At 70.9% G+C, this 23100-nt stretch carries 21 protein-coding genes and 4 pseudogenes; 17 read left to right on the top strand and 8 right to left on the bottom strand.

All coding sequences use genetic code 11. The annotated features are described in order from the left end of the window. Nucleotides 1-100 precede the first annotated feature (100 nt). From ACH5AF_RS13335 to ACH5AF_RS13355, 5 genes and pseudogenes are all read left to right on the top strand, one after another. Complete coding sequence (locus ACH5AF_RS13335; RefSeq protein WP_398901725.1) at nt 101-1663, top strand: nucleic acid/nucleotide deaminase domain-containing protein; 1563 nt, start codon at nt 101-103, stop codon at nt 1661-1663. A 46-nt stretch (nt 1664-1709) separates the two neighbouring features. Then, nucleotides 1710-2234, top strand: a complete 525-nt coding sequence (locus ACH5AF_RS13340) for an SUKH-4 family immunity protein (RefSeq protein ID WP_398901726.1) — start codon at nt 1710-1712, stop codon at nt 2232-2234. 376 nt (nt 2235-2610) lie between these two features. Beyond that, nucleotides 2611-2784 (top strand): annotated as a pseudogene (locus ACH5AF_RS13345) (transposase family protein); the annotation flags it as partial. A gap of 240 nt (nt 2785-3024) precedes the next feature. Beyond that, on the top strand, nt 3025-3489 hold the full coding sequence (locus ACH5AF_RS13350; RefSeq protein WP_398901727.1) for a tyrosine-type recombinase/integrase: 465 nt from the start codon (nt 3025-3027) through the stop codon (nt 3487-3489). A gap of 6 nt (nt 3490-3495) precedes the next feature. Beyond that, nucleotides 3496-4566 carry an ATP-dependent DNA ligase gene (locus ACH5AF_RS13355; protein WP_398901728.1) on the top strand — a complete coding sequence of 357 codons (1071 nt, stop codon included), beginning with the start codon at nt 3496-3498 and terminating at the stop codon, nt 4564-4566. An 81-nt stretch (nt 4567-4647) separates the two neighbouring features. Here the strand turns inward: ACH5AF_RS13355 and ACH5AF_RS13360 are convergent. Beyond that, a pseudogene (locus ACH5AF_RS13360) lies at nt 4648-5732 on the bottom strand (AMP-binding protein); the annotation flags it as partial. Between the two features lie 235 nt (nt 5733-5967). Between ACH5AF_RS13360 and ACH5AF_RS13365 the strand changes: the two are divergent. Next, complete coding sequence (locus ACH5AF_RS13365) at nt 5968-6228, top strand: hypothetical protein (RefSeq protein ID WP_398901729.1); 261 nt, start codon at nt 5968-5970, stop codon at nt 6226-6228. 22 nt (nt 6229-6250) lie between these two features. On the opposite strand, the gene ACH5AF_RS13370 is transcribed toward ACH5AF_RS13365, so the two are convergent. Then, nucleotides 6251-6685: a YchJ family protein gene (locus ACH5AF_RS13370; protein ID WP_398901730.1), complete on the bottom strand. Its 435-nt coding sequence runs from the start codon at nt 6683-6685 to the stop codon at nt 6251-6253. Between the two features lie 113 nt (nt 6686-6798). On the opposite strand from ACH5AF_RS13370, the gene ACH5AF_RS13375 reads away from it, so the two are divergent. Beyond that, complete coding sequence (locus tag ACH5AF_RS13375; RefSeq protein WP_398901732.1) at nt 6799-8592, top strand: FAD-dependent oxidoreductase; 1794 nt, start codon at nt 6799-6801, stop codon at nt 8590-8592. Nucleotides 8593-8664: 72 nt separating this feature from the next. Here the strand turns inward: ACH5AF_RS13375 and ACH5AF_RS13380 are convergent, their stop codons facing one another. Next, nucleotides 8665-9924, bottom strand: coding sequence for an acetyl-CoA carboxylase biotin carboxylase subunit family protein (locus ACH5AF_RS13380; protein WP_398901908.1), 1260 nt, complete (start codon nt 9922-9924; stop codon nt 8665-8667). Continuing rightward, nucleotides 9827-11191, bottom strand: coding sequence for an MFS transporter (locus tag ACH5AF_RS13385; protein WP_398901734.1), 1365 nt, complete (start codon nt 11189-11191; stop codon nt 9827-9829). Before ACH5AF_RS13385 ends, ACH5AF_RS13380 begins: the two co-directional genes overlap by 98 nt. 176 nt (nt 11192-11367) lie before the next feature. Here ACH5AF_RS13385 and ACH5AF_RS13390 point away from each other — a divergent pair, with 176 nt between their 5' ends. From ACH5AF_RS13390 to ACH5AF_RS13410, 5 genes are all read left to right on the top strand, one after another. After that, nucleotides 11368-12714 (top strand): 6-phospho-beta-glucosidase, encoded by a 1347-nt coding sequence (locus ACH5AF_RS13390; RefSeq protein WP_398901737.1) that lies wholly within the window; start codon nt 11368-11370, stop codon nt 12712-12714. Nucleotides 12715-12806: 92 nt separating this feature from the next. Further along, nucleotides 12807-13862 carry an NAD-dependent epimerase/dehydratase family protein gene (locus ACH5AF_RS13395; protein WP_398901738.1) on the top strand — a complete coding sequence of 352 codons (1056 nt, stop codon included), beginning with the start codon at nt 12807-12809 and terminating at the stop codon, nt 13860-13862. Beyond that, nucleotides 13859-14542 carry a glycosyltransferase family 2 protein gene (locus tag ACH5AF_RS13400; protein WP_398901740.1) on the top strand — a complete coding sequence of 228 codons (684 nt, stop codon included), beginning with the start codon at nt 13859-13861 and terminating at the stop codon, nt 14540-14542. The genes ACH5AF_RS13395 and ACH5AF_RS13400 overlap by 4 nt, the downstream gene beginning before the upstream one ends. Further along, complete coding sequence (locus ACH5AF_RS13405) at nt 14539-15165, top strand: DUF2064 domain-containing protein (protein ID WP_398901742.1); 627 nt, start codon at nt 14539-14541, stop codon at nt 15163-15165. Before ACH5AF_RS13400 ends, ACH5AF_RS13405 begins: the two co-directional genes overlap by 4 nt. Next, complete coding sequence (locus ACH5AF_RS13410; protein ID WP_398901743.1) at nt 15162-15827, top strand: class I SAM-dependent methyltransferase; 666 nt, start codon at nt 15162-15164, stop codon at nt 15825-15827. The genes ACH5AF_RS13405 and ACH5AF_RS13410 overlap by 4 nt, the downstream gene beginning before the upstream one ends. Nucleotides 15828-15992: 165 nt before the next feature. On the opposite strand, the gene ACH5AF_RS13415 is transcribed toward ACH5AF_RS13410, so the two are convergent. Continuing rightward, a complete protein-coding gene (locus ACH5AF_RS13415; protein WP_398901744.1) occupies nt 15993-16625 on the bottom strand; it encodes a TetR/AcrR family transcriptional regulator in 633 nt (210 codons plus the stop codon). Between the two features lie 62 nt (nt 16626-16687). Between ACH5AF_RS13415 and ACH5AF_RS13420 the strand changes: the two are divergent. After that, nucleotides 16688-17076 (top strand): annotated as a pseudogene (locus tag ACH5AF_RS13420) (class I SAM-dependent methyltransferase); the annotation flags it as partial. Between the two features lie 126 nt (nt 17077-17202). Then, entirely contained in the window at nt 17203-17523 is a 321-nt protein-coding gene (locus ACH5AF_RS13425; RefSeq protein WP_398901925.1) for a hypothetical protein, read from the top strand. 152 nt (nt 17524-17675) lie between these two features. Here ACH5AF_RS13425 and ACH5AF_RS13430 read toward each other — a convergent pair whose 3' ends face one another. Beyond that, nucleotides 17676-18536: a helix-turn-helix domain-containing protein gene (locus tag ACH5AF_RS13430; RefSeq protein ID WP_398901745.1), complete on the bottom strand. Its 861-nt coding sequence runs from the start codon at nt 18534-18536 to the stop codon at nt 17676-17678. A 148-nt stretch (nt 18537-18684) separates the two neighbouring features. On the opposite strand from ACH5AF_RS13430, the gene ACH5AF_RS13435 reads away from it, so the two are divergent. Continuing rightward, entirely contained in the window at nt 18685-19287 is a 603-nt protein-coding gene (locus tag ACH5AF_RS13435) for an NADPH-dependent FMN reductase (protein ID WP_398901747.1), read from the top strand. Nucleotides 19288-19388: 101 nt separating this feature from the next. Here ACH5AF_RS13435 and ACH5AF_RS13440 read toward each other — a convergent pair whose 3' ends face one another. Together ACH5AF_RS13440 and ACH5AF_RS13445 are read right to left on the bottom strand one after the other, a co-directional pair. Further along, nucleotides 19389-19817 (bottom strand): hypothetical protein, encoded by a 429-nt coding sequence (locus tag ACH5AF_RS13440; RefSeq protein ID WP_398901750.1) that lies wholly within the window; start codon nt 19815-19817, stop codon nt 19389-19391. Further along, a complete protein-coding gene (locus ACH5AF_RS13445; RefSeq protein ID WP_398901909.1) occupies nt 19817-20887 on the bottom strand; it encodes a molybdopterin-dependent oxidoreductase in 1071 nt (356 codons plus the stop codon). Before ACH5AF_RS13445 ends, ACH5AF_RS13440 begins: the two co-directional genes overlap by 1 nt. A 290-nt stretch (nt 20888-21177) precedes the next feature. Between ACH5AF_RS13445 and ACH5AF_RS13450 the strand changes: the two genes are divergently transcribed. Both ACH5AF_RS13450 and ACH5AF_RS13455 read left to right on the top strand, forming a co-directional pair. Then, nucleotides 21178-22572 carry a glycosyltransferase 87 family protein gene (locus ACH5AF_RS13450; RefSeq protein ID WP_398901910.1) on the top strand — a complete coding sequence of 465 codons (1395 nt, stop codon included), beginning with the start codon at nt 21178-21180 and terminating at the stop codon, nt 22570-22572. Nucleotides 22573-22576: 4 nt separating this feature from the next. Beyond that, nucleotides 22577-23035: pseudogene (locus tag ACH5AF_RS13455) on the top strand (anhydro-N-acetylmuramic acid kinase); the annotation flags it as partial. Nucleotides 23036-23100: the final 65 nt, after the last annotated feature.

Here is a 23100-nt window from a genome sequence, read left to right on the forward strand (position 1 = left end):
CGTCAGTCGGCATGGCCCGTAAGTCAGTTGGGTCCCACACCCGTACCCATACACTCGATGGAGTGATTCCGGGTTCACGCGTTGACGACGGGGGTCGGGTATGGGTGTCCAGCTGCCTGAGGATCTGCGGGACGTCCTCGAACTCGTAGGCATCGACTGGCCGGACATCGACGAGGACGAGCTGCGCGACACGGCGCGGGAGTACCGCGAGTTCTCCCAGGAGCTGCTGGACACCGTCCGCGACACCAACAAGGCCTGCAGTAACGTCACAGCAGGTAAGAGCAAGGGCGTCGCCGTGGACGCCTTCAAGACTCGCTGGGGCAAGGTGTCCGGCCAGGACATGAAGAACCTGGCCACGGCAGTCGACCTGCTCGCCGACGCCATGGACAGCGGGGCAGGCTACGTCACGACCTGCAAGTACGTGATCATCGGCGACCTGACTGCCGCGGCGGCGACCATCACCGGCAGTGTCATCGCCGCGTTCTTCACCGGCGGACTCACCGCGCTCCTCGGGGCGGCCGCTGCGGCGGCACTCAAGATCGCCGTCAGAGAAGCCATCGACCTCCTGGTCCAGCAACTTGTCGACCTCGCCGTCCAGAAGATCGAGGCCGAGGTCCTCTCCAAGCTGGAAGGCCTGTTCGACGACAACGTCGAATCGGGTGGACACGACGAGAACGGCAAGCTGCTGCCCGAGGGCTCGGATGCCGTGGGCCAGGACCTGTGGATCGAATTCGCGGAGTTCGCCGACGCCATCGACCAACTCGGCAAGGAGCACGGCCGGTTCCAGAACAAGAAGACCAAGTTCGACGGCCGGCGGGAGAAGCGCAGCATCGTCTCGAAGAAGGACGACCGCTTCTCCAAATTCGGCCAGGCCATCGACAAGGCCGAGGACAAGGTCGAGTCGACGACGCTCAAGATGTCGAAGGAGATCGAGAAGAACGTCGACGGTCTCGACAAGACGAAGAAGAGCAACGACAGCACTGACAAAGACGTCAAGGACAAGATCGACAAGTGCGACTACAAGAAACTGCGCCGCGACGACGACGTTCCCATGTACCTGCTGTCGAAGGACGGCACGGTGCAGGAGCTGCTGCCCAACGGAAAACTGAAGCCGCTCTCCGCGACTGACGATTCAGGCATTCACGACCTGCTCCAGCCGAACGGAAAGGCGTGGCGCCCGAAGGGGGCCGAGGAGCGCGAGATCGCAAAAATTACGCAGAAGCACCCGGGCAAAGTGACATCAACCAAGGTCGACGCATACAACGACAGGTTGGGGCATGCCACACAACTCGCGCGCAAGGCACGGGACGACTACAAGACCAGCAACAACTACGCGTCCGGCTTCTACGTGGATCCCGACACCGGGAAGAGAATGATCTTGGTCGGTCACAGCCAGCAGGGCCTGCATTCCGAGCGCTCCATCGGATACCCTCTCATGGACAAGGGGAAGGAGGCCGGTCTCAAGACGGTTTTCACAGAGCGGGCTCCATGCCAGTCGGGGACGAACTGTGAGCGTTGGCTGGACAAGTACTTTGCTTCAAAAAACCCCTCCCTGGAAGTTCATCATGCCGCCGAGTACGACTCCTCGGAGACAGACGGCAAAAAGCGGAACAAGCCACATCTGGACTACATAGAGGCACTGAAGAAGAATCATGGAAGATAGCTCCCCAGGAAGTGATATCCCGACCGCCCGGCTGACACACGAGGATGTGATCGCGGCATTCGGTCTGGACGGCGTCGTCTTCTTCCCGCGTCCGACGGGAGAGTCTTCGGAATTCCCTGAGTCTGCCCAGTTCTTCCTCAGCAGCACGGGACTGCCGAACGACTACTTCTTTCTCTCGGCCGGCGTTTCGACATCGCCGGGTGATGCCGTCCACGTCGGCCCGTGGGCTGACAGCGAGGACTTCGACTTCGACGTCCCGGATGTGTGCCGCTCCTGGCTGAGAGTCGGCTACTTTCCTTGTTCCATCGCGGCGCTCGATCCCGCCGACGGCAGAATCTACGGGTTCTCGCACGACGGTGACGGACAGCCTGTTCTGATTCATCGTGACCTCGACTCCCTCGTGCGCTCCCTCCTCGTGCTGAAAAAGTTCTGCGAAGAGCGTGAGGAGAACGAGGACATCGCCCCGGACGAGCTGCGCAGGCGAATCGAGGCATTCGACCGTCTCCCCTTCGCCGACGCGAAATCCGAGTGGAACGCGATGCTCCAGGAGATCGAGGACGGAATCTTCTGAGGTCACGTCGTAGCGGATCGCCGGACCGCACCTGTCCCGCACCGCCGTATACGGAACCGAGGCCAGGGGATTGATCGCAAAGGCCCTCGATTCCGTGGGCTGACCTGCCAAACTACTCGCCGGTATTGGTGACTGCAATGGGCACCCAGAACTCGTATGCATTCGGCGGATCCCACGGCCCTTCCGGACCTTCGGGATCCAACCCGTCATCCGTGAATTCACTGCGGAAAATCATCAAAAGCCTCCCTGAAATACTGCGGACCCCCCTCCATGCCCTCAGCCTTGATGGGGGAGTACCGGAACGGCCAGAGGGAGCTCCCTGGCAGAGCACCGTCGTGAATCCGAAGCCATGCCACAAGGTGGGCATGAAGCGGAACGCGCGATGCCGGGCCGGACCCACGATCTGACCGCGGCTCGCGCCCACGGCATCGTCCAGGCCTGCCTCACCAGACAGATCCTTGTTCTCGCCGACCGCGCCTACCAGGGCGCCGGCGCCACCGTCCGCACCCCGTACTACCACCACCGCGAACAGCCCGAGCACTACCAGCAGAGCCGACACCCGGGCGGCCTTTGTCGATGACCTCTGCCAGCCCCAGGTACCGGGCAGCCCTGCTGCTCGCGGCGGGGGGCGGGCCGCGGCAGGGGGAACTGGCTGGAACCGCGCCACATCCCGCCGGGCAGATCGAGGTACGGCAGTAGCTCGCCGTCGTCGGCTGTAAGGGTGTCCACATCGCCCCCGTGAAGAAGTCAAGCAGTCGCCGGATCGTCTCGGTACCGGTTGCCGTCACCGATGCGCCAGGCCCACCTGAAGGCGTGCCCAGCCCCTTCCCGCGCCCTGGCTGACACCAGCGACGGCACACGGAGAGAGCGCAAGGTCCGGCTCGCATTCACGACCGATTCCGGCGACCCCGTCCAGCGGTCGCCGTGCGCGAGGACGTGGCGCAGGATCGTCAAGGAAGCGAGCGCGAAGGAGGCAATACGAGATGGAATCACGCTCCACACCCTCCGACACACGTACGCCTCGCTACTCATCAAGCACGGGGAATCCGTCAAGGGCGTGCGGAAGCGTCTGGGGCACTCATCGGCGGCGGTCACGCCGGACACTTACAGCCACCTGTGGCCGGACTCGGACAGCACAACCCGACGGGCCGTTGAGCAGGGGCTCAGCGAGACCCAGGGAGAGAAACCCGGGGCGGCACCGGGACAGACTGAACCACGAAAGGTTCCAGTCACGATCCGTAGTTTTGGCAGGTGAAACGCCATGGATCTGCCCGTGATGCCGCCCGTGAAGCCGATGCTGGCCAAGTCCGTGAAGAAGATCCCGCCCGGAATGCAGTACGAGGCGAAGTGGGACGGCTTCCGGGCGATCGTCCACCGCGACGGCGACGAACTCGTCATCGGCTCCCGTACCGGCAAGCCGCTGACCCGGTACTTCCCCGAGCTGGTCGACCAGCTCCTCGGCCAGTTGCCCGGGCGCTGCGTCGTCGACGGGGAGATCGTGATCGCGCACGAGGGCCGGCTGGACTTCGACCGGCTCACCGAGCGCATCCATCCGGCCGACTCCCGGGTCCGCATGCTCGCCGAGCGCACACCCGCGAGCTTCGTCGTCTTCGATCTGCTCGCCCTCGGGGACGAGTCCTTGCTCGACGCACCGCTCACGGCACGGCGGACCACCCTGGAGCGGGCCCTGACGGGCGTCCGGCCGCCGGTCCATCTCGCCCCCTCGACGACGGACGTGGCGGTGGCGGAGCAGTGGTTCGAGCAGTACGAGGGCGCCGGCCTCGACGGGGTCGTCGCCAAACCGCTGGATCTGCCGTACCGGCCGGACACCCGGCTGATGTACAAGATCAAGCACGAGCGGACCGCGGACGTCGTCGTGGCCGGTTACCGCTTCCACAAGAGCGGCCCGGTCGTGGGCTCGCTGCTGCTCGGGCTGTACGACCATTCCGGGGCGCTCCAGCACGTCGGCGTGTGCGCCGCGTTCTCCGTGCGGAAGCGTCAGGAGCTGGTGGAGGAGCTGGAACCGCTGCGGATGGAGGACGTCTCGGAGCATCCGTGGGCACGCTGGGCCGAGGAGAGCGCGCACGAGAGCGCGCGGCTGCCCGGCGCTCCGAGCCGCTGGTCGGGCAAGAAGGACCTGTCCTGGGTGGCGCTGCGGCCCGAGCGGGTGGTGGAGGTGGCGTACGACCACATGGAGGGCGACCGCTTCCGGCACACCGCGCAGTTCCGACGGTGGCGGCCCGACCGGGAGCCGTCCAGTTGCACGTACGAGCAACTTCAGGAGCCGGTGCGGTACGACCTGGACGAGGTGCTGTCGCCTCCCGGGCGGTGAACGGCGTTCCGCGCGCCCGGTGGGCGCGGGGAGGGCCTGCTTCCGGTGGGCTCGGGCCCTGCCGGGCCGGGGGGCGGCGCCGCCGAAGCCGGGTCCTCTGCCGGTGCCCAGGAACCTGGCGAGATACGCCTCCGCGAACCGTACGCCGAGGCGGTGGGCGCGGTCGAAGGAGGCGCCGCGGCCGATCCTCTCGGCCGTGGCCCGGCCGGTGTCGTGGATCTTCTCGAAGAGATGAGGGCCGCCGACGAGGAAGGTGGGCCGGAAGCTCCGCAGCTCCGGCCTGAGCTCGTCGGTCTTGATGCTCGGGCAGTGGCCGAGCTCGATACGGGCCATCAGACAGGCGATCTGGATGGTCCGGCCGAGAATGTGGGCGAGCGGCAGGAACAGGAGCGTGGACGCCGTCTGCCCGGTGACCGCCTGGAGACGGGGTGCAGCAGTTCCACGGTGTTGGCGGCCTCGGCGTGCAGGTTCGCGTGGGTCAGGACGCAGCCCTTGGGCTTCCCTGTGGTGCCGGAGGTGTAGCAGAGGGTGGCGATCGTGTCGGGCGTGAGGACGGCCCGCCGCTTCGTGATCTCCTCCTCCGGGACGTCCCGGCCGAGTGTGGCGAGTGTCTCCATCGCCCCGTCGTCGAAGATCCACACCCGGAACTCCCCGTCGAGCCCCCGGGCGGCGGCGGCCACGGTCGCCGCGTGCTCGGCGGACTCGGCGACGACATGCCGTGCGCCGCTGTCGTGCAGGATCCAGGCCACCTGCTCGACGGAGGAGGTGGCGTAGACGGGGACGCTCTGGCCACCAGCTGCCCAGATCGCGAAGTCGATCACGGTCCACTCGTAGCGGGTGCGGGACATCACGGCGGCCCGTCCGCCCGGCTGAAGCCCCGTGGCGATCAATCCCTTCACGGCCGCCGTGACTTGGCGGGCGAAGTCGGCGGCCGTGACGGGGCGCCAGTGACCATCGTCACCCTTGCGCCTGAGGGTCACCGATGCGGGTGCCTCCGCGGCGTTCGCGTAAGGTATGTCGGCGGTGCTGCCGGAGATGGACGGCCGGGCGAGATGTGCGGTGCGCACCTCTCGTACGACGCCGTTCTCCCTGACCAGTTCCACCGGGACGCGGTCGGCGAGATCGCTGTGCTTTTTCGCCCTCTTCAGATCCTTGTGTACGCCCATGGTCGGCTCCTGTTCGCGGCTCTCGCGTTGCGCGGGCGGGGAGTTGACGGACCTCGGCACTTACTCGGGGGTCAACTTACTCTCGCGTATCGACAAAGCAACGGGGCGCTCAGCAACCGATGCCACACAAAGACACCCCCGCCGCGGAACCCGGACAGCGCTCCGGTAGTCATGGAGGGGTGGGAGGCCGACCGACCGACGGACTCCCGACGGAAAAGCAGACAAGGACTTCGACGTGACCGCCTCCAACCTCGTCCCGGTACCGATCCCCGACCGCGTGGCCGTGATGATCGGCTCCTGCATGCCGTCCCATGTCCTGCACGCCGAGATCGAGGCCGAGTGCGCCGCGCGCGAGGTGTACCGGTTCCGCGGCCCGCTGTGCGCCGACGACCGGGCCGACCGCGAGCACGCACTGTCCGCGCTGGCCCGGGCGAACAAGGTGCTCGCGGCGTACGACCCCCGGCTCGCGGTCAGGCCCGGCCGCACCCACTGGTGATCGCCGGCTGCCCGGCGGCCGCTCACTCGATGAAGGTGCCGTCCACGTAGACCCACGCCCCGTTCTCGCGGGTGAAGTTGCTGCGTTCGTGCAGTTCTCCGCGCTTGCCGTGGTGCCGGTAGCGGGCCCGGAAGGTGACCGTGCCGTTGGTGTGGAGCGCGCTGCCGTCCGTGACGTCGGTGATCTCCAGGCTCGACCACTGCATCCCCGGATCCAGTTTCAGATGCCGGGGCCTGGTCGAGGAGTGCCAGGTGCGCAGCAGATACGCCGCGTCCTGGGCGGCGAAGGCGCTGTAGCGCGAGCGCATCAACAACTCCGCGGTGGGTGCCGTCTCCTCGCCGCTGTGGAAGCGGCCGCAGCACTCCGCGTACGTGGCGGGCAGGCCGCAGGGGCAGGGCGATGCGGGGGTGAGAGCGGGCGTTTCGGTGCGCCCGGGGCGCTTGATGCGTCGTGCCATGGCTCCATTTTCCGCCATTGAAGGAATGGGCCCACGCGTGGCTTCCGGGTCACGAGGGTTCTTCGTATGCTCCTGCGCCGGACGCGAAAAGTTACCGTCGGTAAGGGGATCGGATGGACGGTTCGGGCACCTCACGACGCACCTCACGACGCACGTCACGACGCACCCTCATCGCGGGAGCCGCCGCGGTCGGCGGCACCGCGGCGCTCTCCTCGGTCGGGGGCGTCGCCGCGGCGGCCCCGGCCCCGGCCCCCGGGTCGGTCGCCGTGCTCGGCGGCGGCGTCGCGGGGCTGACCGCCGCGCACGAGCTCGCCGAGCGCGGCTTCCGCACCACCGTCTACGAGCGGCGGGCGCTCGGCGGCAAGGCCCGCAGCATGGACGTGCCCGGCAGCGCCCGCGGCGGGCGCAGACCGTTACCGGCCGAGCACGGCTTCCGCTTCATCCCCGGCATCTACCACAACCTCCCCGACACCATGCGGCGCATCCCCTTCCCCGGGAACGCCAACGGGGTCTGGGACAACCTCGTCGCCCCGCCCGAGATGTCCCTCGCCCGCACCGGACGCGAGGATTTACGCATCCCGCTCCCGTGGCCGGGGCACCGGCCCGCCGAGCTCACCCTCGACGAGATCCGCCGCGCGCTCACGGCGATGCTGGACACCGCGCTCGGCATCCCCGTCCACGAGACGGCGTACTTCGTGAATCGCGTACTCGTCTTCCTCACCAGCTGCGACGAGCGCCGTGACGAGGTCTGGGAGCGCACGCCCTGGTGGGACTTCATCGGGGCCGAGCGCATGAGCCACGACTATCAGCGCATCCTGGCGATCGGGATGACGCGCAACATCGTGGCCACCAAGGCCGAGGTGGCGAGCACGCGCACGGTCGCCACGCTGCTGGAGGCGTTCGTCTTCAACGCGCTGGGCCGCGGCGCCGACGGCCCCCTCGACCGCATCCTGGACGCCCCCACCAACGAGGCGTGGATCGACCCCTGGGTGGCGCATCTGGTCTCGCTGGGCGTCCGGTTCGCGGTTGGCTGGACCTTACGGGAGATGGCGTACGGCGACGGACGGATCACGGCGGCGGTCGTCGAGGACCCGCAGGGGACGCGCGGCTCGGTGACCGCCGACCACTACGTCTGCGCGCTGCCCGTCGAACACGCCCGGCGCACCTGGGGTCCCGCGCTGCGGGCCGCCGATCCGCAGCTCGCCCGCTGCGACAAACTGCACACCGACTGGATGACCGGCATCCAGTTCTATCTGACCGAGAGCGCACCGCTGCTGCACGGGCATCTCAACTGCGTCGACTCCCCCTGGTCGCTGACGGCCATCCAGCAGGCGGGGCACTGGCCGGACCGGGACTTCCCCGCCGACTACGGCGACGGGGTGGTGGTGGACTGCCTGTCCGTCGACATCTCCGAATGGGACCGGCCCGGGATCCTGTACGGCAAAGCGGCCAAGCAGTGCACCCGCGCCGAGGTCGCGAAGGAGGTGTGGGCGCAGCTGAAAGCCGCGCTCAACGACACGGGAAGGACCGTTCTCAAGGACAGCGCCCTGCACTCCTGGTTCCTGGACCCCGGCGTCGACGGCCTCGGCACGCCGCACCCCACCAACGAGGACCAGCTCCTGATCCATCCCGTCGGCACCTTCCACAACCGGCCCTCCGCGGCCACGGCGGTCCCCAACTTCTACCTCGCCGGGGACTACGTGTCCGTCGACATCGACCTGGCCACGATGGAGGGGGCCAACGCCTCGGCGCGCGCCGCGGTCAACGCCCTGCTGGACCGCACCGGTTCGGCCGCGCCCCGGTGCACCGTCACCCCCCTGTTCCGGGCGCCCGAGCTGGAAGCACTCAAACGGCACGACCGCGGCCGCCACCGGTGGGGCCTGCCGAACGCCTTCGACCTCGGCTAGTTCCCGTCGGCCGCAGAGGTGGCAGAGAGAGGGGGTGTCCGCCCGGTCACGGACGGACACCCCGGCGGCGTCTCAGACGCCCACGCCCACCGGGGTGCGCAAATGCGCCGGGGCGATCAGGCGGTTGTTGGGGTTGTCGCCCAGTGGCTCACCGTTGACGATCGTGTTCCGGCGGGCGTCCATGAGCGCCGTGTGCAGTTCCTCCGCCGAGCCGGCTGTCACCACGAACAGCGTGACGCTGTCCAGCTGGTCCGAGCGGCCGGTCAGCCGTGCGCCGATCTCCTTGGTGATCCGTACGTGGCGCGCGGCCGGGGGAACCGTGATGTCACGCAGCTCGGTGGTCCCGGGCCGGGGCAGCACGAGGCACTCGGCGGCCCACCGCACCGGGTGGAGCCCGGCCAGATCCGGCGCGACCCCGCAGGCGAGGTCCGTCAGCAGTTCCTCGTAGGGGCTTCTCAGAACCTCCGAGAAGGCGAGCACCGCCCCGGCGCCGGCGACCCGCAGGTTGAAGTCGATCAGCTCCACGGGGCCGTCGTCGGGGACCATCACCTCCAGATGGGTGGGGCCGTGGGTGATGCCCAGACAGCGGTGGAACGCCACGGCCGCCTCGGCGATCTCGTCGTACCGCGGGTGCCGGTACGGGAAGACCGCGGCCTGCTCGACAACGGGGTCGTCGGCGAGTACGTAGCGGCCGAGCATGCCGATCACGTTCACCTCGCCGCCGTACACGAGCGACTCGACGGACAGCAGCTCGCCCTGAGCCTTCTGCTCCAGGACGAATTCACCGGTCCGCAGGACGTAGTCGCGGGTCATCCCGGCGTCGAGTGTGGTGCGTTCGATGTCCGCGGCGGCGGTGCGCAGCGCGTCCAGGGAGTCGACGGTGTAGCACAGGGCGCTGCCCGTGCCGTGCACCGGCTTGAGGATCGCCGGTCCGTCGAAGCCCCAGGTGTCCCAGAGCAGGGCGCCCGAGAGGGTGGTGGAGCGCAGCCGGGACAGTCCCGCGGCACGGAGCCGGTCGCGCACCCTGGCCTTGTCGAGCGCGGCGTCCAGGGTGGCGGCACCGCTGGTGGGCAGCCCGAGGAGGTCGCGGAACTCCGCGTCGTAGGGCAGCGCCGCTTCGAACGCGGCGTAGGTGCCCACGACGTCGTAGCGTCCGTGCAGGTCGTCGAGCGCCGCGCGCACCCCGTCGGCGTCGGACCAGCCGGCGATCGGGACGAACTCGTCCACGACCCCGTCAGGGACGGCGTACGGACCCTGCCGCGGCAGCGGGCTCTGTCCCACGACCACCACCGCCAGGCCGCGGGCCTTCGCCGACCTGGCCACCAGCGCCACGTGATTGACCAGTTCCAGCAGGACGAATGCTTTCCGCATGACGACTCCCAGATCGGTGTGCGCGGGCTTCCCAGCCGATGACCAGCAGGGAGATGAGGACGAGATCGAGGGCGACGGCCCACTCGGCGCCGAGTGCGTCCATGCCCCAGGAGAAGACGAAGCCGAAGACGGCCATCAGGCTGTAGCCCACCGCCGACATCAGGCCCACGACCGAGGACACCTTGGCCTCGGGGGTGTGGGCGATGAGCCGCTTGTACTGATGGGCCCAGACGACCTCGCCGGCGAGGACGACGGCGACGAACGCGGTGAGCGCGAGGGCAAGGCTCGACCGGGAAGAGCCGAGCACCGCGTACATGCACACCGCGAAGCCGGTGACGGCGAGGTTGAGGAGCCGCTGGCGGTGCTCGGGCACGAGGCCGCGGCGGCTGAGGTACTGGTAGAGGAACAGACCGGCGATGACCGCCAGGGACTCGGCGGTGAAGAACAGCGCCGTGCCCGACTCGCCGAGCGAGAACCAGAGGTCGGGGACGGCGGTGATCAGCACTTCGTACGTCGCCTGGAACGCGGTCACCGCGAGGACGATGTAGAAGGCGGCGGTCGAGACCGCCGGGGTCGCCGCGATGATCCGCGCGGCCGACCTGACGTTCTGAGCGGCGCTCTCCCGCTTCGCGCCCGCCGCGGCCCGGGCCTCGTCGATCCGCGCCCGGTTGGGGCGTACGCACGCGAACAGGGCGGCCGAGACGAGGAACGTCGCCACATCGATGAGCACTACGGTGCCCATGCCGGTGAAGTTGAGGATGATCGTGCCGACCGCGCCCGCGGCGGCGATCGCGATGAACAGACTGGAGTTGAGCACGGCCGAGTAGATGTCGGTCTGCTGCTTGTCGAAGAACTGCACCAGGGCCTTGACCCGGGCGGCGTTGACGGCACTGTTGAGCAGGGCCCGGACGAAGATGACGCAGACCGCCACCGGGAACTGGTCGGGCGTCAGGCAGGCCAGGAACGCAAGCGTGACAGCCGCGGCCGCCAGGTTGAGCCGCAGCAGCAGGCGTTTCGCATCCGCACGGTCGATGTACTGCGTGGTCAGCAGACCGACGAAGAGATTGGCGATCCAGTCCGCGGCGAAGACGGCCGAGGCCAGGGTGGCGCTGCCGGTCTCGCCGTAGACGAAGGCCACATAGGAGATCATCAGCAACTTCGACCCGAACAGCGAGATGAACGACGCGGCGTAGGTCAGCAGGAAGTTGCGGTCGAGGTAGACGCGCATGCGGGCGCTCCTTGATGAGGGCTCCGTGACGTGGGGTCTGGACGCCGACGACCGTAGACAGCGCCACTCGAACAGGGGAACGGCCGCCTGGGGACTTCATCAATTCCCGTGCGTGACGTACCGCCGGGAAAGGGCGGCGCCGACGTCCGGGAAGGGTGCCGACGTACCGTACGGGGATGAAGCTCACGATTCTCGGCGGTGGCGGATTCCGGGTGCCCCTGGTGTACGGGGCGCTCCTCGGCGACGGCGGTCAGGGCCGGATCACCGACGTGTGCCTGTACGACGTGGACGCCGGCCGGCTCGGGGCCATGGCCAGGGTGCTGGAGGAGCAGGCCGCCGGACGCCCGGACGCGCCGCGGGTCTCGGTCACCACGGACCTCGACGAGGCAGTGCGCGGCACGGACTTCGTCTTCTCCGCGATCCGGGTCGGTGGCCTCGAAGGGCGCGTGGCCGACGAGCGGATCGCGCTGGCCGAAGGGGTGCTGGGGCAGGAGACCGTGGGCGCGGGCGGCATCGCGTACGGGCTGCGTACGGTCCCCGTGGCCATGGGCATCGCCCGCCGCATCGCGGCGCTGGCACCCGAGGCGTGGGTCGTCAACTTCACCAACCCGGCGGGTCTGGTCACCGAGGCGATGAGCCGGGTCCTGGGCGACCGGGTCATCGGCATCTGCGACTCGCCGGTCGGGCTCGGCCGGCGGGTGGCCCGGGTGCTCGGCGCCGATCCCGCGACCGCCTGGGCCGATTACGTCGGGCTCAACCATCTCGGCTGGCTGCGCGGGCTGCGCGTCGGCGGCCGGGATCTGCTGCCGGGGCTGTTCGCCGACCCGGAGGCCCTCGGCTCGTTCGAGGAGGGAATGCTGTTCGGGGCGGACTGGCTCCGCTCGCTGGGCGCGGTCCCCAACGAGTATCTGCACTACTACTACTTCAACCGGGAGACCGTCCGCGCCCACCAGGAGGCCAAGCAGACCCGGGGTGCGTTCCTGCGGGACCAACAAGCCCGGTTCTATGAGGAGATGAAGCGTCCGGGCAGGCCGGCGCTGGCCATCTGGCGGCGCACGCTCGCCGAACGGGAGGCCACCTACATGGCGGCCAACCGGGAGGCCGCCGGGGTGCGCGAGCGCGCCGAGGAGGACCTGGAGCCGGGCGGCTACGAGCAGGTGGCGCTCGCGCTGATGCGCGCCGTGGCGCGCGACGAGCGCACCACCCTGATCCTCAACGTCCGCAACCGCGGCACGCTCTCCGTCCTCGACGAGGACGCCGTGATCGAGGTCCCCTGCCTCGTGGACGCGGGCGGGGCGCATCCCGTCGGTGTCGACCCGCTGCCTGGGCACGCCACCGGCCTGGTGACCTCCGTGAAGTCGGTGGAGCGCGAGGTGCTGGAGGCGGCGGGGAGCGGATCGCGTTCGGCGGCGGTCAAGGCGTTCGCCCTGCATCCGCTCGTGGACTCGGTGAGCGTGGCCCGCCGCCTCGTCGACGCCTACCGCGCCGAGCATCCCGGTCTGGCGTATCTGCGCCGCCCCTGAGGTCCCCGCCCGACGGCACCACTCCTTACGGACCTGTGACGCACCGGCGCGGACCGGCCGTCTTTGCGTCCCCGGACCGTAGCGTCGGCCGTATGCGTGTACTCGTCACAGGAGGCGCGGGCTTCATCGGCTCGCAGATCGTCACGGCCCTGGCGGCGCGCGGGCACGATCCGGTCGTGCTCGACGCCCTGCTGCCCGCCGCCCATCCCTCGCCCCCACGGCTGCCGGAGGCGGAGTGTGTGATCGGGGACGTACGCGACCCGGACGTCGTGACCCGTGCGCTGCGCGGCGTGGACGCCGTGTGCCACCAGGCCGCGATGGTCGGCCTCGGCACGGACTTCCGTGACGCCCCCGACTATGTGGGCTGCAACGACCTCGGGACCGCCGCCCTGCTGGCGGCGATGGCCGGGGTCGGCGTCGGGGACCTCGTGCTCGCGGGCTCGATGGTCGTCTACGGCGAGGGCCGCTACGACTGCGACCGGCACGGTCGGGTCCGGCCGGGTCCCCGGGCCGCCGTGGACCTCGCGGCCGGGCGGTTCGAACCCCGGTGCCCCCAGTGCGGCGCGGAGCTGACGCCCGGCCTGGTCGGCGAGGACGCGTCCTGCGACCCGCGCAATGTGTACGCCACGACGAAACTGGCCCAGGAGCACCTGGCCGCGGCGTGGGCGCGGTCCACGGGCGGCCGGGCGGTGTCCCTGCGCTACCACAACGTGTATGGCCCCGGGATGCCGCGCGACACCCCGTACGCGGGCGTCGCCTCCTTCTTCCGCTCGGCGCTGGAGCTCGGCGAGGCCCCGCGGGTGTTCGAGGACGGGCGGCAGCGGCGGGACTTCGTGCACGTGCGGGACATCGCGGAGGCGAACGCGATCGCGCTGGAGGCCGTGCACGGCCGGGAGCCGGGTGTGCTCGGCGCGTACAACGCCGGCAGCGGCACCCCGCACACCGTGGGTGAGATGGCGGCGGCCCTGGCCGAGGCCCGGGGCGGGCCCGCCCCGGTCGTGACGGGCGAGTTCCGGCTCGGCGACGTACGGCACATCACCGCCGACTCCCGCCGCCTGATGACCGAGTTCGGCTGGCAGCCGAGGATCACGTTCGGCGAGGGCATGGCCGCGTTCGCGACGAGCGGGATGCGGGGGGCGCGGTCGTGAACGTCGATGTCGTACTGCCCTGTCTCGACGAGGCGGCGGCGCTGCCGTGGGTGCTGGAGCGGATTCCGGCCGGGTGGCGGGCGGTCGTCGTCGACAACGGGTCGACGGACGGTTCGGACCGGATCGCGCGGGAGCTCGGTGCCTATGTGGTCCGGGAGCGGCGGCGGGGTTTCGGGGCGGCGTGTCATGCCGGGCTGCTGGCGGCCGAGGCGGAGTACGTGTGCTTCTGCGACTGCGACGCGTCGCTCGATCCGGGGTTGCTCACCGGCCTCGTACGCCGCGTGGCGGGCGGGGAGTGCGACCTGGTGCTGGGACGGCGGCGGCCGCGGGCCCGAGGGGCGTGGCCCCTGCACGCCCGTGCGGGCAACGCGGCCCTGTCGTGGATGCTGCGGGGGCGGACCGGGCTGCGGCTGCACGACCTGGGTCCGATGCGGGCGGCCCGCAGGACGGACCTGCTGGCGCTGGATCTGACGGACCGGCGCAGCGGCTACCCGCTCCAGATGGTGGTGCGCGCGGCGGACGCGGGGCTGCGGGTGTGCGAGACGGACGTCCCGTATCTGCCGCGAACCGGGAAGTCGAAGGTCACCGGCACCTGGCGCGGCACCTGGCACGCGGTGCGCGACATGCGGGCGGTGCTGGCGGAGAAGCCTCGCGTGCCGACGGCCGGTGGCGCGCGGTGAACGGGACGCTGCTGGTGATCGCCAAGTCGCCGCTGCCGGGCCGGGTGAAGACCCGGCTGACGCCCGCGTTCTCGCCGCAGCAGGCCGCGCGTCTGGCCGAGGCGGCGCTACGGGACACCCTCGACGCCGTACGGGCCACGCCGGCACGTCGGCGTGTGCTCGTCCTGGACGGCGCGCCCGGCACATGGCTCACGCCCGGTTTCGACGTGGTGGCGCAGTGCGGGGGCGGCCTCGACGAGCGGCTGGCGCACGCGTTCGGGCTGTGCGAGGGTCCCGCGCTGCTCGTGGGCATGGACACTCCTCAGCTCACGCCCGCGATGCTGGCGCCGGGGCTGGAACTGGCGGCGGACGAGGCGGCGTTCGGGGCGGCCGAGGACGGCGGCTTCTGGGCGCTCGGCCTCGGCGCGCCGCGGCCCGCGCTGCTGCGCGGCGTGCCGATGTCCACGCCGTCGACGGGGGCGGTGCAGCGGGCGCGGCTGGTGAAGGCGGGGCTGAGGGTCCGTGAACTGGCCGTGCTGCGCGACGTGGACACGGCGGACGACGCCTTCGCGGTGGCCGCCCTCGCTCCGCGGTCCCGTTTCGCGGCGGTCCTGACCTCGCTCGCCGGGGCCGGGGCGCGATGACAGCCCCGGCCTGGCAGGCGGACCCGTACACCGACGCCCTGCGCACCGAACGCGGCCCGCTCTTCCTGCGGCGCCCGGACGGCTGGCTGCTGCCCCTGGACGTCGAACGCTGGTGCGCGGAACCGGACGACGCGGACCGGACCGTGCTGGACCGCTGCCGGGGTGCGGTGCTCGACATCGGCTGCGGGCCCGGCCGACTCGTCGCCGCGCTCGCCGTGCGCGGACGGCCGGCGCTCGGCATCGACGTCAGCCCCGAAGCGGTGGCCCGTACGACACGCATCGGCGGCAGCGCTCTGCGCCGCTCCGTCTTCGACCCGCTGCCGCGGGAGGGCGCCTGGGACACCGCCCTGCTGATCGACGGCAACATCGGCATCGGCGGCGATCCGGTTGCCCTGCTGGCGCGGACTGGCGAACTCCTCTCCATGCGGGGCGGGTTGATCGTCGAGACCGCGCCGGTCGAGGTGGACGAACGGGCGGAGGTCCGCGTGTTCGCGGGCCCGGGCGCGGAGGGCGCGCTGTTCCCATGGGCACGGGTGGGTGCGGGGGCGCTGCGGCGGTACGCGGGCGCGGTGGGGTGGGGGGTGGTGGAGTCGTGGGAGTCGACGGGGCGGTGCTTCGTGCGGCTGGGGCGGGGGTCTCCCTCACTCGTCCCCTTCCCGTAACCGGGGCCGGCGCACTGACGAAGGCGGACTTCGACCGGCGGGCCGCGGGCTGGCGGGCCGCGGGCCGGCGGGCGCGAGCTTCAGGGCTCCGACCCGGGACCGCTTTCGCGGTGTCGTCGCCCCCCACACGAGTAGTTCCTCTGTGGGCAGTGATCCGAGCCGGTTCTAGGTGGAGCAGAGCTGGAGGCGCAGGGTGTCGTAGGCCCACCGTTGCCACTGTTCGGGTGACCAGCCGCGCTCGTGCACGAACAGCAGGTAGAGCTCCGGGCTGAGCAGACCGAACAGCACGTCGGCGGCTCGCTCGACAGGGAGCCCTTCGCGTGCCCCTTCCTTGGCCATCAGGGCTTTGGCTGCGGTGGCCTGCACGGTGAATCGCGGGTCCTCGTCCTGCCGCCACAGTTCGGCGATCTCGGGATCCATCGCAGCCGCGGTGTCGATCACCTTCATCATCGGCGCGACACGTTCGAGGATCTCCCGCGTCCCGCTGATATGCGCCTGAAGTTGTGCGTCGGCGGTTTCGGCGGCCAAAGCGTTGACGAACCACGGCCTGTCCATCGTGGCCTCGGGCTCATCGTCACCGGCGATGGAGATGTCGACGAGCTCCTTCAGCAGAGTCCGCTTGTTACCGAACACGAAGTAGATCGTCTGCACGGCTACGCCCGCTTCGGCCGCGATGTCCTGGAGCGTCGTCACGCCGTAGCCACGCTCCACGAACAGCGCGCGGGCGGCCTCCAAGATACGCCGCCGCGTCTCCCGGGCCTTCAGAGTCTGCCTGCCGACCCTCTTGACATCACCCATGACTGCACTCTATCTCTAGAGTCAAGCTCTAGAGTTGAACTCTAGTAACCTGAGGAGCGTCGATGCAGCCGATCGTCAACACCCAGCAGGCACAGGCGTGGAACGGACATGAGGGGGCACACTGGGCCGCCAATTCCGACCGCTACGACACGCTGAACGGCGGATTCAACGAAGCACTGTTCGCGGCGGCCGCGATCAGCGACCGCGACCGCGTGCTCGACATCGGATGCGGTACCGGCCAGACCACCCGCCTGGCCGCACGCCAGGCCGCGTCAGGGCAGGCCGTGGGGATCGACATCTCAGCGCCGATGCTGGATCGGGCGCGCGCCATCGCCGCCAGGGAGGGCATCGACAACGCATCTTTCGAGCGGGGCGACGCGCAGGTACACCCCTTCCCTCCGGTGGTTACGACCTGGCCATCAGCCGGGGCGGGGTCATGTTCTTCGCCGACCACATCGCTGCGTTCGCCAACATCGGCCGTGCGCTGCGGCCCCGCGGCCGACTCGTCTTCATCAGCCCGCAACTGCCCGCCCCCGACGGGGACTCCGCCCACGTCTTCGCTCCGGTGAACGCGCTCATGCGCAAACCCTCCCCCGCACAGCAGGGCATGATGTCGCTCTCCGACCCCGCCCGCATCCAAGAAGTGCTCACGGCCGCCGGATTCATCGATGTGACGGCGACCTCTGTCGAGGGGGCCGTCGACTGGGGGCGGGAAGCCGGCGAGGCCGTGGACTTCTTCTTCGCGATGGGACCAGTCCGCTTCAACCTCGAGGGCGTGCACGAAGAGGTCGCCGAGAAGGCCCGCGCGCAGGTGAAGGCGGCGCTCCAGCCCTACGCAACCCCCGAAGGAGTCCGGCTGCGCGGCGCCGTCTGGCTGGCCACGGCCACCCGTCCCTGACCTTCGCCATACGGCACCACGTCAACAATGCCCCGGAATCGGATGGGCCGCCCACAGACCCAGATCGGCCACTGCCCGAGTAGCCGTCCGCGCGCGGGGGCAGCGCCCCGGAAACCGTCACGCGCACGGGACAGCAGCGCCCCCGGAAACCGTCACGCGCCCGTCGGGAGCGCGCGGAGGGCGCCCGGGCGGCGGCCCGTCAGGGTGTCCAGGGCGTGGCCCGTCGCCTCGTCCGCCGGAAGGTGGACCAGCAGGCGCTGGTCGTCGTCGGCGGGGAGTTCCAACGTCTCGTAGGACAGTCGCAGGGCACCCGCCTCGGGATGCGTCAGGCGCGCGACGCCGTTCGCGCGCGGCAGGCCAGGCACGGACCGGAGGCGGTCCGCGAACTCCGGTCCCGCCGTCACCGTCAACTCGTCGACGAGCTGCGACACATGGGGATCGGCGCGGAACGGCCCCTGTTTCAGCGCCGCCACCTGTTCGTCGGCCACCCGGCCCCAGTCCGGGTACGCCTGTCTCGCCCGGGCGTCGGTGAACACGAACTGCGCCAGGTTCGGTGGGTCGCCGTCCAGCAGGCCGAGTGGGCGGACCAGGCGCTCGTAGCCCTCGGTCCAGGCGAGCAGTTCGCCCAGGCGGTTGAGCACGACGGCCGGGGCCGGCTCCAGGCGGTCGAGGAGCGCGCGGACAGTCGGCCGCACCAGCCGGTTGACCTGGGCGTCGCCCATGCACGTGAAGCTGCCGTCCGCTCCCTTGGAGAGCCGGTACAGATGGATCCGCTCGGCAGGGGCGAGGCGCAGCGCGTCGGCCAGGGCGGACAGCACCGGCGGGGACGGCCTGCGGTCGCGGCCCTGCTCCAGGCGCGTCACGTACTCGACGCTGACTCCCGCGAGGGTGGCCAGCTCGGAGCGGCGCAGGCCGGGGGTGCGGCGGCGCGGGCCCGCGGGCAGGCCGACGTCCGCCGGTGCGAGGGCCTCGCGGCGGTTGCGGAGGAACAGTCCCAGCTCGTTGTCGCTCACTCCTGGAACGTAACAGCCGTGCGCCGGCGGATCGTGGCCCTGCCACTACCAGCCTCGGCCCGGCCTTCCTGCGCCGCGGCCGGGCGGGCAGGTTGGTGTCCGCGCCGCTTTCCGGGCGCCGATTCCGATCTGTACAGGGAGCATCCCCATGTCCGAGAACAACCTCCGCCTCGCCGTGCTCATCGGCAGTGTCCGGGAGGGCCGCTTCGGCCCCGTAGTCGCCGAGTGGTTCGCCGAACAGGCCCGACAGCACGGCCGGTTCACCGTCGACGTGGTCGACCTCGCGGACACCGACCTGCCGCTGAAGCTGCCGCCCGTGCCGCCCGCCCTTCAGCCCGAGATGGACCGGCCGGCCGGGATGGCGGACCTGACGCGGCGGTTGAAGGCGGCCGACGCGGTCGTCGTGGTGACGCCGGACTACAACCGCAGCTTCCCCGCGGCGCTGAAGGCGGCCATCGACTGGCACTACACCGAGTGGCAGGCCAAGACGATCGGATTCGTCGGGTACAGCGGTGCGAGCGGCGGCCTGCTGGCCATCGAGCAGTTGCGCCAGGTGTTCGGCGAACTGCATGCGCACTCGGTCCGGGACTACGTCAGCTTCCCGCGCTACTTCGAGCTGTTCGCCCCCGACGGCACGCTGCGTGACCCAGAGGGCCCGGGGGGCGCCGCGAAGGTGCTGCTGGACCAGCTGGAGTGGTGGGCGACCGCACTGAACGACGCCCGGCGAGCGCGGCCGTTCGTCACCGCCTGAAAAGGCCGGCGGGGGGACAGTCTGAGACGGGTGGCAGGGCTCGTCGCCGTCTGAAGCGGCTGGCTGGAGTCGTCACCGCCGGAAAACGGCCCGGCCGTTCGTCACCGCCTGAAACGGCGGACGCGCCAGTGGGGGCGGAACCGGGCACGACGGCTCCACAGCCACCGGCCGCCTACCAGTGCCGCCGTCGCCAGGGCGACGGCCGCCAGTGTCAGCAGCCAGTTGCGCGGGTAGTCCAGCGGCAGCACGGACGTGTTCCGGGGCGTGCCGGGGCGCAGCAGCACCGGCAGGGCGACGAGCGTGAGGCAACCCGCCGTGATCAGCGCCCCGCGCACGGTCCCCCGCGCCGGCAAGCCCGCCACGAGCAGGCCCACGCCGAGCACGAGGGGTGCGACGATCCCGTCGTGGATCACGATCGCTCCGGCCAGCCAGAGGGCGACGTCCCTGATCTGTCCACCGTTCACCAGGAGCGAGGCGCCAACGCCCATCAGGGCGAGGCCCACCGCGCCGGTCAGGAGCCGCAGACGCATCACAGCACCTCGATCCTGCTGACCCACTTGGTCTGCAGCACGCCGGGACGGTTCGGGGCGATGATGCGGGCCGGGTAGCCGTGGTCCAGGGAGAGCACCTCGCCGTTGAGGCGCAGGGCGAGCAGCGTGAGCGGGTCCTCCGTGTAGCCGGCGCCCATCTCCGTCACGCGCCATGCGCCGCGGCGTTCGAGGGAGGTGATGCGCAGGGCGGAGCCGGGCGGGGCACCGGCCCGCTCCAGCAGGTCCCTGATGCGTACGCCGGTCCATCGGGCGTCCTTGCTCCAGCCCTCGACGCAGGCGATGGGCAGGGTGACGGTGTGCTGGGGCAGGGCGGCGAGTTCGTCGAGGGTCAGTGTGCGCGGGCGGGGGCCGGACACGGTGAGCCGCCAGTCGGTGACGGCATGTGCCGTCACCCCGGCCACGGCGGCGGTGCGGTTGACCGGCAGGCCCTGCGGGCCGTGGTCCGGGTGGCGGGGCGCGAGCAGGTCGAGCCGCCGCAGCGGGGTGAACGCCTGGCCGACGGTCGTCACGGTCACCGCGCCGACGGCCGCGGCCAGCCCGATCATCAGCGAGCGCCGGTCGGGCCCGTCCGCGGCGGGCAGTTCGAGCGTTCCGGGTGAGCGTCTGGACCAATGCGCCTTGATCTCGGGGTGCTTCACGGCGATGTGCAGGACGAGCGCGCCGGTGAGCAGCCACGCGACGGCGAAGTGCACCGGCACGAAGGAGAACGGCCACGGGTACCACTGGACGGTGTTGAGCAGCCCGGTGGCGAGCTGGAAGACGGACGCGGCCACCAGCACGGCGATCGACAGCCGCTCCAGTGCGTGGCGTACGGACTTGAGCGGCGGCCACACGAACAGCCTCGGGTACACGGTCCACAGCTTCGCCAGGAGCAGCGGGACCGCGGCGGTGCCGCTCGCCACATGCAGCCCCTGGGTGACGCGGTAGCCCCAGTACGGTCTGCTGGGCAGCGCGTCGGCGAGCCATCCCGGCGGGTTCTGGAGGTAGTGGCTGATCAGGCCGGTCACGAAGCACACCGCGAACGCGACGCCCAGCCACCGGCCGATCATGGTCGCGGTGCGCGCGTCGTGCAGACGGCCGGAGAAGGTTGGCAGCGGCGGCCGGGGCAGGCGCAACCTGGGCAGCGGCGGCCGGGGCAGGCGCAACCTGGGCAGCGGCGGCCGGCGCAGGCCCCGGAGCCGCCCGGCGACGGCCGCACCGACCGTTCGGATCCTCATGTCTCCATGAGACCTCCGCGAGGGCTCGCGTGGTGCGGTCCGACACCTTACGGAATGCGGACATCGCACCCCGCGTCCCGCGTCCGGCGTACTCCGGCTGCGACGCTGGGCCGGTGATCACGATGCGTACCCTCCTCGCCGCCGGTCTGCTGGCGGCGCTGACCGCCACCCTGGCCGCGACCGTGCTCAGGGGCGGTTTCGTCACCGATCCCGCCGGCCTGTCGTGGTGGTACGCCGCGTGCTGGGTCCTGTTCGCCGCGGCGGCGGCCGCGGTGCGGCGGGCGCCCGTGCGGCATGCGGTCGTGCTGGTGCTCGTGGGCGGTGCGGCGGTCGCCGCGACGGGGCTGCTCGCCGAGCCGCGTACGAGTACGGACTCCTACCGCTACGCCTGGGACGGCAGGGTGCAGGCGGCCGGGATCTCGCCGTACGACCATCCGCCGGCCGATCCGGCGCTCGTGGACCTGCGGGACGCGTGGCTGTTCCCGTCGGGCGCGGAGTGCGCCGAGCCGGAGCGGCACCGCATCGCGGGCCCTCGCGGCGAGACGCACTGCACACGGATCAACCGGCCACGGGTGCACACCGTCTATCCGCCCGTCGCGCAGGGCTGGTTCCTGCTGGTGCACGCGGTGTCGCCGGACGACGTGCGCCACAAGGCGCTGCAGACGCAGGGCGCGCTCCTCGCGGTCGGCACCACGGCGGTGCTGGTCCTCGTCCTGCGCAGACGAGGCGACCCCCGCATGGCCGCGTACTGGGCGTGGTGTCCGGCCGTGCCGGTGGAAGCGGTGAACAACGCCCATGTCGATGTCCTCGGCGTGCTGCTCTCGGTCGCGGGACTCGCGGTCGTGGTGCGCAACCGGTGGGGCGGCGGGGTGCTGCTCGGTGCGGCGGTGGCCACGAAGCTCCTGCCCGCGGTGGTGCTGCCAGGTGCGCTGTCGGGTGTGCGGCGGATCCGGGACGCGGCGGCCGTGCTGCTGCCGGCCTCGGCGGTGGTCGCTGTGTCGTACCTGCCGTACCTGCTGCTCTCCAAGGGGTCGGTGCTGGGTTATCTGGGCGGCTACGCCGAGGAAGAGGGGTACGACGACCCCGCAGCCCGCGGCCGGTACGGGCTGCTGCGGCTGGTCCTGCCGGACGCGTGGGCGCAGGCCGCCGTCGCGGTGGTCATGATGGCGGTGGTGGCGTATGTGCTGTGGCGCGGGGCTCCCGAACGGCCCTTCAGCGGCGCGCTGTTGGTGACGGGGACGGCGTTCCTGCTGATGACCCCACGCTATTCGTGGTACGCACTGCTGCTGGTCGCCCTGGTGGCCCTGGACGGGCGGTGGGAGTGGCTGGCGGTGGCGGCCGCGGGCGCGGCGCGCTATGTCGCGGCGTCCGCCGTGGCGGACGTGGATGTGCTGGGCAACATCGCGTACGGGGCGGCGGCCGTCGCGGTGCTGATCGGCGCCGCCGTCCGGCGGTCGGCGCACCGGCCGCAAGCCGGGCGGGATCGCCAATGCGACGGCCGTCCCTGCGTCGGGTGATCCGGTGGCCTTCGACACGGGCCCGGCGAACGCCCTGCTGGATGCGGCCGCCGGGGAACTGACCGGCGGCCGGGCCAGGTACGACGCGGACGGCGCGCTCGCCGCGGCGGGCAGGGTCCACGGCCCGCTGCTGGAACGGCTGCTCCAGGAGCCGTACTACTGGCGGCCGTCGCCGAAGACGACGGGCAAGGAGCTGTTCCACCACGGCTGTCTAGGGACGGTGCCGGCCGGGTTCGGGGCGCTCCCGCCCGAGGACGTCCTCGCGACACTCACCCGCCTCACCGCCCGCACGGTCGCGGAGGCGGCGCGTCCACTGGGCGCGACCGAGGTCGTCGCCCCGGGGCCGCGGCACCCGCAATACGGTCCTGGTGGGATGCTCCGCGCCGAGCCGGCCGGGATCCGCCTGCGCACCTCCGACGAACTGGGGGTGTCTTCGGCGGCGAAGGAGGCGTACACCTTCGCCGTACCCGGGTTCCTGACGGTGCACGGACTGCCGGGGGGCCTGCCGTCGTGCACGGGGCCCGGGGG

Source organism: Streptomyces sp. NPDC018833, from assembly GCF_044390825.1.
In the GTDB taxonomy this organism is placed as follows: Bacteria; Actinomycetota; Actinomycetes; order Streptomycetales; family Streptomycetaceae; genus Streptomyces.